Origin of the sequence: Streptomyces sp. 5-10 (genome assembly GCF_014712245.1) — a bacterium.
GTDB lineage: Bacteria > Actinomycetota > Actinomycetes > Streptomycetales > Streptomycetaceae > Streptomyces > Streptomyces violaceusniger.
This window is the reverse complement of the sequence record NZ_JACVYG010000001.1, coordinates 405,924-419,265: the sequence shown is the minus strand read 5'-3', so window position 1 is coordinate 419,265 and position 13,342 is coordinate 405,924. Positions and strand designations below refer to the sequence as shown.

Below are 13,342 nucleotides of genomic sequence, written 5' to 3'. Positions count from 1 at the left end.
GCCCATCATGCCGCCATGACAGCAAACCTGACGCGTCGTCACATTCTCGGTCTGGCCGCCCTGCAGAGCGCGGCGGCCCTCGGACTCACCCGCATCGGCCTCACCCCGGCGGCCGCCGCCGAGAGCGCCGACCACTTCCCCGCCGTCGTCATCGGCTCCGGCTACGGCGGGGCCGTGGCCGCGCTCCGGCTCGGCGAGGCGGGCATAAGAACCCTCGTCGTGGAGATGGGGCGGTTATGGGACACCCCGGGCCCCGACGGCCGGGTCTACTGTTCGATGACCGCCCCCGACCAGCGCTCCATGTGGTTCAAGGGGAGAACCGAGGCACCCCTGTCCACCTTCCTGTGGCTGGACGTCATCAACAGGGACATCACCCCCTACCCCGGCGTCCTGGACCGCGTCCGCTACCCCGGCATGTCCGTCTACGTGGGCCGCGGCGTCGGCGGCGGCTCGCTGGTCAACGGCGGTATCGCGGTCACCCCGCCGCGCTCGTACTTCCAGCAGATACTGCCGCAGGTGGCCGCGGACCCGATGTACGACACCTACTTCCCGCTGGCCAACCGCATGCTCGGCGCCACCACCGTGCCCTCCGCGTGGTTCGAGGCCACGGAGTGGTACACCTACGCCCGGGTCGCCCGCGCCCAGGCCGCCAAAGCGGGCCTGAAGACCGTCTTCGTGCCCAACGTCTACGACTTCGACTACATGCGGCGCGAGGCCGACGGAACGGCGACCAGGTCCGCCCTCGCCCAAGAGGTCATCTACGGCAACAACTTCGGCAAGCGCAGCCTCGACAAGACCTATCTCGCCGCCGCGCTCGGCACCGGCCAGGTCACCCTGCACACGCTGAGCCGGGCCCGCGCCCTGCGCCGGGCACCGGACGGCACCTACGTCCTCACCGTGGACCGCGTCGACACCACCGGCACCGTCGTCGCCACCGACGAGATCACCTGCGGGTCGCTCTTCCTCGGCGCGGGCAGCCTCGGCACCACCGAACTCCTGCTGCGCGCCCGCGAGACCGGCGCCCTCCCCGAGCTGAGCGCGGAGGTCGGCCGGGGCTGGGGCGGCAACGGCAATGTCATGCTCGGCCGCGCCAACCACGTGTGGAACCCGACCGGCGCCCACCAGTCCACCATCCCGGTGATGGCGATCGACGACTGGTCCAACGCCACCAATCCGGTCTTCGCCGAGATCGCCCCGCTCCCGGCCGGCATCGAGACCTGGGTCAGCCTCTACCTCGCCATCACCCGGAACCCCGAGCGCGCCACCTTCACCTATGACGCGGCGAAGGACACCGCCGTGCTCAACTGGACCCGCGCCCAGAGCGCGCCCTCCGTGGCCGCGGCCAAGGCGCTCTTCGACCGCGTCAACTCCGCCAACGTCACGATCTACCGCTATGACCTCTTCGGCGACACCCGGGCCTTCGCCGACGACTTCTGCTACCACCCGCTGGGCGGCTGCGTCCTGGGCCGGGCCACCGACGCGTACGGCCGGGTGACCGGCTACGACGGGCTCTATGTGACCGACGGCTCCCTGATCCCGGGCTCCATCGGCGTCAATCCGTTCGTCACCATCACCGCCCTGGCCGAGCGCACCATGGCCCGGGTGCTGGCCGAGGACCGCGTCGGTGGCCGGTGACACCGCCGGGGGCGTGCCCCCGCCGTCAGCCCAGGGCCCGGTCCAGGTTGAACGCGGCGCTGATGAGCGCCAGATGGGTGAACGCCTGCGGGAAGTTGCCGATCTGCTCACCGGTGCGGCCGATCTCCTCGGCGTACAGCCCGACATGGTTGGCGTAGGTGAGCATCTTCTCGAAGGCCAGCCGCGCCTCGTCCACCCGGCCGGCCCGGGACAGCGCCTCGACGTACCAGAACGAGCAGATCGAGAAGGTGCCCTCCTCCCCACGCAGCCCGTCCGGGCTCACCGTGGGGTCGTAGCGGTACACCAGTGAATCGGCCACCAGCTCCTCGCCCAGCGCGTCCAGGGTGGACAGCCACTTGGGGTCGGTGGGGGAGATGAACTTCGACAGCGGCATCATCAGCAGCGAGGCGTCGAGCACCTCCTCGCCCTCGCGCTGCACGAAGGCGCGCCGCCGCGGCGACCAGCCGCAGCGCATGATCCGGCGGTAGATGTCATCGCGCGACGTCGACCAGCGGGACATGTCCGCGGGCAGTCCGCGGTGGCGGGCGATGCGCATCGCCCGCTCGATCGCGACCCAGCACATCAGCTGCGAGTACAGGAAGCGCTGTGGACCGGCGCGGGTCTCCCAGACGCTCATATCGGGCCGGTCCCAGTTGTCGCACACCCAGCCGACCAGCTTGCACACGGCGTCCCAGTGGTCGCTGGACAGCGGCTGACCCCACTTGTCGTAGAGGTAGAGGGAGTCCACCAGCGCCCCGTAGATGTCCAGCTGGAGCTGGTGGACCGCCGCGTTGCCGACCCGGACCGGGGACGAGCCCAGATGCCCCTCCAGGTGGGAGAGCATCTCCTCGGGGATCTCGCTGCGGCCGTCGATGCCGTACATGATCTGCAGCGGGCCGCCGGGGCCGTCCCCGAGGGTGATGCCCTCGGACAGGAAGCGCACGAACGCCTCGGCCTCCTGGGTGAAGCCCAGCCTCAGCAGCGCGTAGATGCAGAACGCGGCATCGCGGACCCAGACGTATCGGTAGTCCCAGTTGCGCTCGCCGCCGATCTGCTCGGGCAGGCTGGTCGTCGGGGCCGCCACGATGGCGCCGGTCGGCGCGTAGGTGAGCAGCTTGAGGGTGAGCGCCGAGCGGTGCACCATCTCCCGCCACCGCCCGCGGTAGCGGGACTGCGCGAGCCAGCGGCGCCAGTAGCGCACGGTGGCGTCGAACAGCTCCTCCGCCTCCCCCTGCGGGCAGTGCCGCGGCTGCACCATACCGCCGATCCGGTCCAGCGCGAACACCGTGGCCTCGCCTTCGACCAGCTTGAACGTGGACACCACATCGGGTCCGTCGATCTCCACGGTGACGCCGGAGGTCAGCGCCAGCGACAGCTCCGGGGACTCGAAGATCGTGAGCCCCTTCTCGGCGCGCACCGTGTGCGACTGACGGCCGTAGTCGAACCGGGGCGCCACCCGCGCGGTGAAGGGCAGCGAGCCGCGGACGCACAGCACCCGGCGGATCAGCCGGTGCCGGTCCGCCTCGCGCGAGTCGTCCACGATCGGCATGAAGTCCTGGACCTCGGCGACGCCGTCGTCCGCGAAGAAGCGGGTGATGAGGATGTTGGTGTCCGGGAAGTAGAACTGCTTCGTCCGGGCGGGCACCTCGGGTGTGAGCTGGAAGGAGCCGCCGCGGTCGGCGTCGAGGATCGACGCGAACACACTGGGGGCGTCAAACCGGACCGGGCAGTACCAGTCGATGGTGCCGCGCGTGTCCACGAGCGCGGCGGTGCGCAGATCGCCGATCAGACCGTGCTCGGCGATCGGCACATAGCGGGACGCGTCCGTCGGGTGGCGGATGCTCTCGGCGACGGTCATCGGAACCTCCCGCGCTGGAGGGAGGGGCTGGGAACTCATGGGCGGCGCGGACTCTCACTTCACCATACGACCGCCGGACCGGTCCGGCGCAGCGCCCGGCCCACCACGGCGCCCACGGCGCCCGCGCCACATGCGACGGGCCGTGGGCGCCGCCTCCGCGTCACCGGCCGTCACCGTGTGTGGCCGCGGGGGCGGATACCCGGCGGGCCGGATACCCGGCGGGGCGGGAACCCGGCGGGGCTCCCGGCCCTCAGCGCAGGGCGGCGCTGGGGGCCGCCAGCCAGGACGCGACCGCCGCCGCGATGGGCTGACCGGTCTCGAGCTCGACAAAGCCGAATTGGCCGCCCTGGTTGCACTCCAGGAACCACCACACGCCATCGGCGTCCTCGGCGAAGTCGAACGCCCCGTAGGCAAGACCGGTGAGCGTCATGTACTCATGCACCGAGCGCACGATTCTGGCGGGCACGTCCACGGCTTCCCAGTGGTGTCCATGACAGCCATAGCGCCCGTCCACCTGGCCGGAGGCGGCGGTCTTGCGCGCGGCGAATAACTGGCTGCCGACGCAGATCAGCCGGATGTCCGCCGCTTTGGGAATGTAGCGCTGAAGAAGGGTCGCCCCGGCCGCGACATCGGAGAAATCCGTGTCCGGTCCGATACGGGTGGTGGGCAGCGCGACCGGCGGCTCGACGGACGGCGGACCGGAGGCGGATTTCACCACGATGTCCGAGTACTGGACGGCGAAATCGCGCGCCGCGCGCGGATAGGTGGTGACAAGAGTCGAGGGCACGGCGAAACCGCTGTGCTGGGCGACCCGCAACTGGAAGGGTTTGTGGCGGGCCGGCTCGGCGGCCGCCGGATGGTTCATCCAGCGTGCCGTTGTCGCGTAGAGCATCCCGTACAGGGCCTGTCCGCACTCGGCCGTCAGCCACTCCGACGGATTCGCCGCGTGCGCCGCCGGCCGCCCCGGCCTGCGCACCCAGATGGACCGCAGGCCGTGGATGCTGACGAGGCGTCCCTCGGTCGACAGATATCCCGTGAAGTCTCCACGGTCGAATTCGACCGACAGGGCGGCCTGATCCGGAAGGTCGGCCGGATCGAAACGCATCAGAGGGACGCCTTGTTCGCGCAGCTCCGCCACCACCAAGTCGGCCGTGACATCCTGGCGGCAGGTCAGGATGAGTACCGTCATCGACGTAGGCGCAGGTCAGTCGTCGAAGTGTGTCTTGGAGCCGGCTGTGGACGTGGTCGTGCCGGTCGCCAGCAGCACCGCCCGGTCGGCGATGGCCGGACGGCCGTCGGAGAGGACATTCAACTGCAGTGCGGCGTTATAGGCGTAGGGAACACTGGCCGACGACCGCTCGGCGGGGATTGCGTGCTTCAGTACGAAGGGCTGCATGAGTGACCTCTTGGTGCTCCATGTATTCGTCTATCCACCACGCAACAGTACGTACTAAAAGTCTACGGCACCGACTAGCAACGATTTTGTCCTGTGTAGGGCGATATGAAGTGTGTCACAGGCCCCGAAGGCAACATATGCCTCAGGAATTGCGTCTTCGAATAGTCGGCCTGTTCCGGGGGAGCACCGGATCCGCCTCGGTGTTCCGAGGCGGACCACCGGGCTTGACCGCCCGTCGGGTCAGGACGCCGGTCCGCCCTCGCGGTGGGTGACGCGGATCTTCGACTGGCCGTGCGGCAGCTCCTCCCAGTCCGCCATGAAGCGCGCGGCCAGGCCGTGTTTCTCGGCCAGGGCGATGAGCGTCTCGGTGCGGTAGTAGAAGTCCTCCCGCAGCACCTGGTGTTCGACGCCCTCGGTGCGGTCGAAGGTGAAGTCGAACCAGCCGCCCGGCGCCATGACGCGGCCGACGTGCGCCAGGCACTCCTCGATGACCGGCAGCGGCGAGTGCGAGAACACACTGTGCGCGTGCACCACGTCGAAGTGGGCGTCGGGCAGGAACCGCAGCGTCAGATCGCGGACCGGGGTGAGGGTGGGCAGGCGGCTCTGGAGCCCCTGGCGCACCAGCGTGTCCTGCGCGGCCGCCAGGATGTCGGGCGAGATGTCGATGCCGTAGTAGTGGCCCGGCTCCAGATGGCTGATGAACCGCCAGCCCGCCCGCAGATTGCCACAGCCGATCTCCAGCATCCGGTGCTCCGGCCGCAGACCGTGGCCGAGGAGATAGTCGAACTGCATCGCGCCCAGCGCCAGCCACCGCTCGTGGCTGCGGCTGCCGACCGCCGCCTCCGGACTGGTACGGGTGTCCGACCGCATCACCGCGCGGTAGTACGCGACATGGTCCGGGTAGCGGTAGCGCAGCCAGGCGTCCCGGGTGGCGCGGACCAGATGGCGCGGTACGCGCTGCGGATGGCGGAGCGCGTAGGAGACCCGGTGGCCGAGGGCGGAGCGGTTGACGCTGAGGTTCTTGGCGGGCATGGGGACTCTCTCGTGCTGGTGGTGGGGACGCGGCGGCCTGGCGGCCCATGTGTTCCCGCGTCGTCGTGGTCGGTACCAGCCTCGGCACCGTGGCGGCGGCGGGGATCGGCGGAGCGGCCCTGGTCAGGAGGCGGTCCGGGGGACCGCCGTATCAACCGATCGGATGATGCGGCGTCGGGTCCGGCGCGTTAGGACTGGTGGGGGAGTGAACCGAAGCGAACCCAAGAGGAAACCCGAGAAGCACCGGGTGGACCGGAGAGCAGGGGAGGGGCCGGGGTGCGGTCGGCGGTCGGGGCGGTCGGGCGGTCCGGGTGGGCGCCGTGGCCGAAGGCGTGGTCGACACCGTGGTCGGCGTGGTCCGGGCGGTCCGGGTCCGACGGGCCGGACGATCCGGACGAGCGGTGGCTGACGGCGGTCCTGCACATCGCGTTCTTCCTGCTGCTGGGTTCCTCGCTGGTGCGCTATCTGATCCGGGACACCGGCAGCGCGCCCAACGGCTGGGTCATCGCCCTCTTCGTGGCCTTCGGCGCGCTCTATCTGCCCGGCCGGTGGCCGGCGCCCGCGCCGAGCCCCGGCGGCCGGCCCTCCGGCCGCTATCTGGTCTGGTTGACCGCGGTGCTCGCCGCATGGGTCGCGCTGCTGCTCCTCGCGCCGAGCGCCGCCTGGTGTGCCATGCCGCTGTTCTTCACCGGTCTGCACACCCTGCCCACCCGGTTCGCGGTGCCCCTGGCCGCCGTGCTCACCGCGCTGGTCGTCGCCTCCAAGCTGCGGTTCATGCACGACGGCTTCGACCCCAACGCGCTGATCGCGCCGCCCGCCATCGCCGCCGTGGCCGCCGCCGTCCTCATCCATCTGCGGCGCCAGTCGGCCCGGCAGCGGGTGCTGATCGACGACCTGGTCCGCACCCGCCGCGATCTGGCCGCGACCGAGCGGCGGGCGGGGATCCTGGCCGAGCGCCAGCGGCTGTCCTCGGAGATCCATGACACCCTCGCCCAGGGCCTGTCCAGCCAGCGGATGCTGCTCCAGGCCGCCGACCGCACCTGGGAGACGGACCCGGAGGCCGCCCGGGGACATATGCGGAACGCGGCGGAGATCGCGTCCCGCAGCCTCGCCGAGGCCCGCCGGTTCGTCCAGGACCTGGCCCCGGCCGACCTCGCCGAGCGCTCCCTGGCCCAGGCGCTCGGCGCGCTCGCCGAGCGGGAGAGCGGTGCCGGACCGGCGGTGGACTTCCGGCTCGACGGAGCCCTCGGCCCGCTGCCCGAGCGGGTGGAGGCGGCGCTGCTGCGCATCGCCCAGGGCGCGCTGGCCAATGTGCGGGAGCACGCCGGGGCGAGCCGGGCCGCGCTCACCCTGACCTGCCTGGGCGACCAGATCTGTCTGGACATCGCCGACGACGGCCGCGGCTTCGACACCGACGCCGTCCCGGCCCCCGGCGCGGACCGGTCGCGCGGCCACGGGCTGCCGGCCATGCGGGCCCGCGTACGGCAGCTGGGCGGCACCCTCACCGTCGAGTCCGCACCGGGCGAGGGGACCGTCGTCTCGGCCGCGATCCCCGTCGAACCCCTTCCCGCCCTCGTCCCCGACCGTCCCGTGGAGGCCACGCCATGAGCCCGCCGTCGTCCCCGACGCCGTCCCCGTCTCCGACGCCGTCGGCCACCCCCGCCATCCGGCTGCTGCTCTGCGACGACCATGCCGTGGTGCGGGCCGGGCTGCGGGCGCTGCTGGCCAGCACCGACGGCATCGAGGTGGTCGGCGAGGCGGGCAGCGGCGAGGAGGCCCTCGCCATGGCCGCCCGGCTCCGGCCCGATGTGGTGCTGATGGATCTGCAGCTCGGGGAGGGGATGGACGGGGTGACCGCCACCCGGCGGCTGGTCTCCGGCGACCCGCCCGCGCCGCGCGTGCTGGTGCTCACCATGTTCGACACCGACGCCGACATCACCCGTGCCATCGAGGCCGGGGCCACCGGCTATCTGCTCAAGGCCGAGCGGCCGGAGGAGCTGTTCGCGGCGATCCGGAACGCCGCCTCCGGCCGTACCGCGCTGTCGGCCCCGGTCGCCGACCGGGTGCTGGCCCGGATGCGCAGCCCGCGCCCCGGGCTGTCCGAGCGGGAGCGCGACATCCTCCGGCAGCTGGCCCGCGGCCTGGGCAACCGGGAGATCGCCCGGGCCCTGTTCATCAGCGAGGCCACGGTCAAGACCCATCTGGGACGGATCTACGGGAAATTGGGGGTCGAGACCCGGGCCGGGGCGGTGGCGGTGGCCACCGAGCGGCGATTGCTGCCTTGAGGGCTGATGGCTGAGGGCTGACGGCTGAGGGCTGACCGCGTCAGATCACGTCAGATCGCGGGTCGGCCCGGCAGCGGCGCCCGGTCCTGGTCGGGCAGGACCAGCGTCCGCGTGGGCAGCGGGATCTCGATGCCCTCGGCGCGGAACCGGCGGTGCAGTTCCTTCATGAACTCATGCTTGATGAGGTACTGGTCGCTGAACTCCAGAGCCCGCAGAAACACCGAGAAGTCGATGCCGGACTCTCCGAAGGTGTGGAAGCGCACACTCGTCTCGTGGTCGACGACCCCGCCCTCGACCCCGGACATCACCTTCCCGGCGACCTCGATGGTCACCCGCTCGACATGGTCCAGATCGCTTCCGTAGCCGACCCTGGCCTGGACCATGACCGACATCTGCTGCTCGGGCTGGTGAAAGTTGGTCATGATGGTGTTGCCCAGCTTGGCGTTCGGGATGATGACGAGGTTGTCCGACAGCTGCCGCACCGCCGTGTTGCGCCAGTTGATGTCGACCACGTACCCCTCCTCCCCGCTGCTGAGCCGGATGTAGTGGCCGGGCTGCACCGTCTTGGAGGCCAGGATGTGCACCCCCGCGAAGAGGTTCGCCAGCGTGTCCTGAAGGGCCAGGGCGACCGCCAGACCACCCACGCCCAGGGCGGTGAGCAGGGGAGCGATCGAGACGCCCAGCGTCTCCAGCAGGATCAGCACACCCATCGCCAGGACGGCGATCCGTGTGATGTTGACGAAGATGGTGGCCGTTCCCGCCACCCCGGAGCGGGACAGCGCCAGCGAGCGCACCAGGTCGGCCACCACCCGGGCCGCCGTGACCGTGGTGACCAGGATCAGCACGGCCACCAGCGTCTGATTGACGTCATGGCCGACCGTGCGGTTCAGCGGCAGCGCGGCGGCCGCGGCGGCGACACCGGCGGCCATCGACGCCCACGGGGCCAGGGTGCGCAGCGTGTCGACGATGATGTCGTCACCGCTCCACCGGGTGGACCGGGCCCGCTCACCCAGCCAGCGCAGCGCCACGCGCAACAGCACACCACCGGCCGCGCCGCAGACCAGCGCCGCTCCGACGACGATGACATCGTGCAAGGTGAGAGCCCGGTTCATCGGCCACCGTCCGCTATGCCGGAAAGCGCGTCAGAAGCGGCCGTGGGGCATGCCGTCGTCGGGGCGGCCTCCGGTCTGGAGTTCTGTGGAATCACCATGTCACCTGCTCGTGCCTGGGTTCTACGGGGGATGCCGGGCGCACATGTGTACGGCTCCGGCGTGAGGTGCCATCCTGCCGTATGCGATGAGGGCCGAATGACGGGATGCCCCGCTACCGCATGTAACCCGCCAGCCTCGGGGCGGCGCGCCACCGCGTTTGACGCACAGGTGTTGTGTGGTGGAATCGGGTCGTATGGACAGCCGCCGCGGTGATGTGGACGACGTGGAGCGGGGATGGCCGTTCCTCGCGGCCGCGTACGCCTTCGTGGTCACGATGTGCGGTACGACGCTGCCCACCCCGCTCTACTCGCTCTACCAGCGGGAGTTCGGCTTCTCCTCGTTCATGGTCACGGTGATCTTCGCGGTGTACGCGGCGGGGGTCATCGTCGCGCTGCTGCTGCTCGGAAGTGTGTCCGACTTCATCGGGCGACGGCCCGTCATGCTGGCCGCGCTGGTGCTGTCGGGGCTGAGCGCGGTGTGCTTCCTCCTCGCCCAGGGACTGCCGGAGCTGTTCGCGGGCCGCACCCTGTCGGGGCTGTCCGCCGGTCTGGCCACCGGCACCGCCACCGTGACGGTGATCGAGCTGGCGCCCGAGCGCCTGCGCCGTGGCGTCACCCTCCTCGCGACCGGGGCCAACCTGGGCGGGCTCGGCCTCGGCCCGTTGCTGGCCGGGGTGCTGGCGCAGTACGCCCCGGCCCCGCTGAAGCTGGTGTTCGTGGTGGACCTGGTGCTGGTGGCGGTGGGCGCCGCCGTGGTGCTCGCCCTCCCGGAGACCGTACGGAAGCGGAGCCGCCCGCCGCTGAGGCCGCAGCGGCTGCGGGTGCCCAAGGAGATGCGCTCGACGTTCGCGGCCGCGGCCATGGCGGGGTTCGCGGGCTTCGCCACGCTGGGCCTGTTCACCTCGGTGTCGCCCACGTTCCTGAGCGAGGTGGAGGGGGAGAGCAATCTCGCGGTCGCCGGTGCCGTGGCGTTCTCGGTGTTCGCCGCCTCGATCGCCGGGCAGGCGCTGGGGCGGCGGCTGGGCCCGGGACGTTCGCTGCCCGGGGGATGCGCGGTGCTGGTGGCCGGCATGGCGGCCATCGCCGCCTCGCTCGCGAGCGCGTCACTGGCGCTGCTGGTGCTGGGCGCCGTCGTCGCCGGGACGGGGCAGGGGCTGTCGTTCCACGCGGCGGTGCGGGTGGTGACGGAGCGCAGCCCGGCCGACCACCGCGCCGAGGTCACCTCCGCCCTGTTCGTGCTGATGTATCTGGCGATCTCGATTCCGGTGATCGGCGTGGGCGCGCTGACGGTCGCGGTCGGGCTGCGGTCCGCCGGGCTGATCTTCACGGGCTGTGTGGCCCTGCTGGCCGTGGCCACCCTGCTGCGGCTGCGGGCGCTCTCCGCGGAGGCGCCCGGCCGCTGAGGCCCGGCCACCGGGACCGGCCGCTGAGGCCCGGCCACCGGGGCCGGCCGCTGAGGCACGACCGCCGGGGACCGGCCACGGAAGCCCGGCCCTCGGGACCGGCCGCTGAGGGAGCCCCGCGTTACAGCTCCAGGACCGTCCGCACCGGCAGATGGTCGCTGGGGAACTGGCCGTCCCGCGCGTAGGTGTCGATGACGGCGTGGCGGGTGCGCACACCGGGTGAGGTCAGGATCCAGTCGATCCGGTCGCCGTCCGGGACCAGCGGACCGAAGCCGTGGAACGTCCCGTACAGCGGGCCGCGCCGCTCGGCGGTGTCCCAGGTGTCCACCAGCGTGCCGCCGTTCAGCATGGCGTCGTAGACCGGGTTGCCGTGGGCCGCCACATTGAAGTCACCGGTCACGATGCGGGGGAGCGCGGAGTCCAGACCGCCGAGCCGCTCGGTGATCAGCGCGGCGGAGCGCTCACGGGCGTTCTGGCTCCGGTGGTCCAGATGGGTGTTGAGGGCGTAGAACTCCTCGCCGGTGTGCCGGTCGTGGAAGCGCACCCAGGTGACCATCCGGACCACGGCCCCGCCCCAGGTGTTGGAGCCGATCACATTCGGGGTGTCGGACAGCCAGAAGTGGTCGTATTCCATGGGTTCGAGCCGCTCGGTGTCGTAGAAGACGGCCATGAACTCGTCCCGGCTGCCCCCCATCCGCCCGGTGCCGATCCACGAGTAACGCTGCCCGAGGTCGTGGGCGATGTCGCGCAGCTGGCCGTACAGCCCCTCCTGGGTGCCCAGCAGATGGGGCCGGGCCCGGCGCAGCAGCTCCCGCATGACGGGGCGGCGCTGCCCCCAGGAGTTGGGCTCGGCGTCACTGGCGTAGCGCAGATTGAACGTCATGACGGCCAGCCGGGGACCGTCGGCGGGGGCGATCGTGGCGATGGGGGCGGCCGCGGCCACGTTCTGCGGCTGCGAGGCGAGCGGAAGCGCGACGGCCGCCGCGGCCGCGGCGCGCATACCGTGACGGCGGCTGAACACAGGTGCGGGCATGGCTCCTCCAAGGTCTTGAAGGTGCGGTGACGGCCTTCAGTGTCGGACCCCGTGGTGTGGGGGGTGTGTCCTGCGGTGGCCGTGCGATGGAACGTACGGTCACGCCGAGCCGACCTCAAGAGTGCCTGTGGAGACCACCGGTGACGAGGGGCCCCACGAGTGACGGGAGTGGCCGGGGGTGCGCGGGGGCACCGATGGGTAGGGAGGCCGGTAGTCGTCGGAGACGGAAGGGGCACCCGGGGTGACCGTACGGCCGCTGACCTTCGTCGTGGGGACCGGACGATGCGGTTCGACCGCTCTGTCGCGCGTCCTGCGGCTGCATCCGGATCTGCTGAGCGTGAGCGAGCTGATCGCCTCCCTGGAGCCGGACGCGCTTCCCGAGGCGCCGCTGACCGGGGCGGAGTTCTGGCGGATCCTCGCCACTCCGCGGTCGTTCGCCAACCGTGTCATCCGCGATGGCATCCCGCTGCCCGAATACCGGTATCCGCATCTCAAGGGGCGGTTCTCGGTGGCGGGCGGTGGCATTCCGGCGGTGTGCATGATGACGCTGCCGCATCTCACCGACGACCCCGACGCGCTGTTCGACGCGCTGGAGCCGGAGCTGTCCCGGCGGCCCGCGGCACCGGTGGCCGATCACTACCGGGCGCTGTTCGGCCTGCTGGGGGAGCGGTTCGGCCGGCGGGCCGTCGTGGAGCGGTCCGGCTATTCGCTGCGGTCGGTGCCCCGGCTGAGGGAGGTCTTCCCCGAGGCCCGGTTCGTCCACCTGCACCGGGACGGCGCGGACTGCGCGCTCTCCATGAGCCGTCACCCCGGATTCCGGCTGATCCAGCTGATGACGGAGCGCGCCACGAGCACCGAGGACCTTCCGGCCGGTCTCGCGGCGCTGCTCAGCGACGACGAGGCCGATCTGCGTCCGCTGTACCAACGGTCCGTGCCGGTGGCCGAGTTCGGCGAGCTGTGGTCGAGCACGATCGTCGAGGGGCTGGGGCATCTGTCGCGGCTCCCCGCCGCGATCCGGATGTCCCTGTCGTACGAGGGCCTTCTCGACGCGCCCGAGCGCGAGCTCACCCGGCTGGCCCAGCACCTCGGGGTGGAACCCCTCCCGGAGTGGCTGGCGGCCGGACGCGCCCTGCTCGACGGCGACCGCCGGGGCACGGCCGCCGCGACCCTGCCGCCCGCCGAACTGGCCGCCCTCCGCGAGAGCTGCGCCCCCGGCGTCCGCGCGCTGAGCCTGGCCCACGGCGGGTGAGCGGGGCCCACGGCGGCGGCGGGTGAGCCTGGCCCACGGCGGGTGAGCGGGGCCCACGGCGGCGGCGGGTGAGCCTGGCCCACGGCGGGTGAGCGGGGCCCACGGCGGCGGCGGGTGAGCCTGGCCCACGGCGGGTGAGCGGGGCCCACGGCGGCGGCGGGTGAGCCTGGCCCACGGCGGGTGAGCGGGGCCCACGGCGGCGGCGGGTGAGCCTGGCCCACGGCGGGTGAGCGGGGCCCAC

11 protein-coding genes are annotated in these 13,342 nt (G+C 71.7%); 5 read left to right on the top strand and 6 right to left on the bottom strand.

Going from position 1 to position 13,342, the window contains the following annotated elements:
- Positions 1 to 15 precede the first annotated feature (15 nt).
- On the top strand, positions 16 to 1,635 hold the full coding sequence (locus IEJ02_RS01955; protein ID WP_191063026.1) for a GMC oxidoreductase: 1,620 nt from the start codon (positions 16 to 18) through the stop codon (positions 1,633 to 1,635).
- A gap of 25 nt (positions 1,636 to 1,660) precedes the next feature.
- On the opposite strand, the gene IEJ02_RS01950 is transcribed toward IEJ02_RS01955, so the two are convergent.
- The 4 genes from IEJ02_RS01950 to IEJ02_RS01935 form a co-directional block, all read right to left on the bottom strand.
- A complete protein-coding gene (locus tag IEJ02_RS01950; RefSeq protein ID WP_191063025.1) occupies positions 1,661 to 3,493 on the bottom strand; it encodes a glycoside hydrolase family 15 protein in 1,833 nt (610 codons plus the stop codon).
- A 250-nt stretch (positions 3,494 to 3,743) separates the two neighbouring features.
- On the bottom strand, positions 3,744 to 4,682 hold the full coding sequence (gene tgmB / locus IEJ02_RS01945) for an ATP-grasp ribosomal peptide maturase (RefSeq protein WP_191063024.1): 939 nt from the start codon (positions 4,680 to 4,682) through the stop codon (positions 3,744 to 3,746).
- A 15-nt stretch (positions 4,683 to 4,697) separates the two neighbouring features.
- The gene (gene tgmA, locus IEJ02_RS01940; protein ID WP_020874241.1) at positions 4,698 to 4,889 is read right to left on the bottom strand and encodes a putative ATP-grasp-modified RiPP; all 192 of its coding nucleotides are present in this window, start codon (positions 4,887 to 4,889) and stop codon (positions 4,698 to 4,700) included.
- A gap of 240 nt (positions 4,890 to 5,129) precedes the next feature.
- Positions 5,130 to 5,921 carry a class I SAM-dependent methyltransferase gene (locus tag IEJ02_RS01935; RefSeq protein ID WP_137976322.1) on the bottom strand — a complete coding sequence of 264 codons (792 nt, stop codon included), beginning with the start codon at positions 5,919 to 5,921 and terminating at the stop codon, positions 5,130 to 5,132.
- Positions 5,922 to 6,326: 405 nt separating this feature from the next.
- Between IEJ02_RS01935 and IEJ02_RS01930 the strand changes: the two genes are divergently transcribed.
- Entirely contained in the window at positions 6,327 to 7,529 is a 1,203-nt protein-coding gene (locus tag IEJ02_RS01930; protein ID WP_191063119.1) for a sensor histidine kinase, read from the top strand.
- On the top strand, positions 7,526 to 8,206 hold the full coding sequence (locus tag IEJ02_RS01925) for a response regulator (protein WP_137976321.1): 681 nt from the start codon (positions 7,526 to 7,528) through the stop codon (positions 8,204 to 8,206). Before IEJ02_RS01930 ends, IEJ02_RS01925 begins: the two co-directional genes overlap by 4 nt.
- A 50-nt stretch (positions 8,207 to 8,256) precedes the next feature.
- Here IEJ02_RS01925 and IEJ02_RS01920 read toward each other — a convergent pair whose 3' ends face one another.
- Positions 8,257 to 9,318, bottom strand: coding sequence for a mechanosensitive ion channel family protein (locus tag IEJ02_RS01920; protein ID WP_191063023.1), 1,062 nt, complete (start codon positions 9,316 to 9,318; stop codon positions 8,257 to 8,259).
- 292 nt (positions 9,319 to 9,610) lie between these two features.
- On the opposite strand from IEJ02_RS01920, the gene IEJ02_RS01915 reads away from it, so the two are divergent.
- Positions 9,611 to 10,819, top strand: coding sequence for an MFS transporter (locus IEJ02_RS01915; protein ID WP_191063022.1), 1,209 nt, complete (start codon positions 9,611 to 9,613; stop codon positions 10,817 to 10,819).
- 121 nt (positions 10,820 to 10,940) lie between these two features.
- On the opposite strand, the gene IEJ02_RS01910 is transcribed toward IEJ02_RS01915, so the two are convergent.
- A complete protein-coding gene (locus IEJ02_RS01910; RefSeq protein ID WP_191063021.1) occupies positions 10,941 to 11,852 on the bottom strand; it encodes an endonuclease/exonuclease/phosphatase family protein in 912 nt (303 codons plus the stop codon).
- A gap of 241 nt (positions 11,853 to 12,093) precedes the next feature.
- On the opposite strand from IEJ02_RS01910, the gene IEJ02_RS01905 reads away from it, so the two are divergent.
- A complete protein-coding gene (locus IEJ02_RS01905; RefSeq protein WP_191063020.1) occupies positions 12,094 to 13,101 on the top strand; it encodes a sulfotransferase in 1,008 nt (335 codons plus the stop codon).
- Positions 13,102 to 13,342: the final 241 nt, after the last annotated feature.

What these genes read in the sequence shown, in the direction of transcription:
- IEJ02_RS01915 (WP_191063022.1), top strand. Translation starts at nt 9,611, where the DNA reads ATGGACAGCCGCCGCGGTGATGTGGACGACGTGGAGCGGGGATGGCCG.
- tgmB (WP_191063024.1), bottom strand. Translation starts at nt 4,682, where the DNA reads ATGACGGTACTCATCCTGACCTGCCGCCAGGATGTCACGGCCGACTTG.
- IEJ02_RS01955 (WP_191063026.1), top strand. Translation starts at nt 16, where the DNA reads ATGACAGCAAACCTGACGCGTCGTCACATTCTCGGTCTGGCCGCCCTG.
- IEJ02_RS01950 (WP_191063025.1), bottom strand. Translation starts at nt 3,493, where the DNA reads ATGACCGTCGCCGAGAGCATCCGCCACCCGACGGACGCGTCCCGCTAT.
- IEJ02_RS01925 (WP_137976321.1), top strand. Translation starts at nt 7,526, where the DNA reads ATGAGCCCGCCGTCGTCCCCGACGCCGTCCCCGTCTCCGACGCCGTCG.
- tgmA (WP_020874241.1), bottom strand. Translation starts at nt 4,889, where the DNA reads ATGCAGCCCTTCGTACTGAAGCACGCAATCCCCGCCGAGCGGTCGTCG.
- IEJ02_RS01935 (WP_137976322.1), bottom strand. Translation starts at nt 5,921, where the DNA reads ATGCCCGCCAAGAACCTCAGCGTCAACCGCTCCGCCCTCGGCCACCGG.
- IEJ02_RS01920 (WP_191063023.1), bottom strand. Translation starts at nt 9,318, where the DNA reads ATGAACCGGGCTCTCACCTTGCACGATGTCATCGTCGTCGGAGCGGCG.
- IEJ02_RS01910 (WP_191063021.1), bottom strand. Translation starts at nt 11,852, where the DNA reads ATGCCCGCACCTGTGTTCAGCCGCCGTCACGGTATGCGCGCCGCGGCC.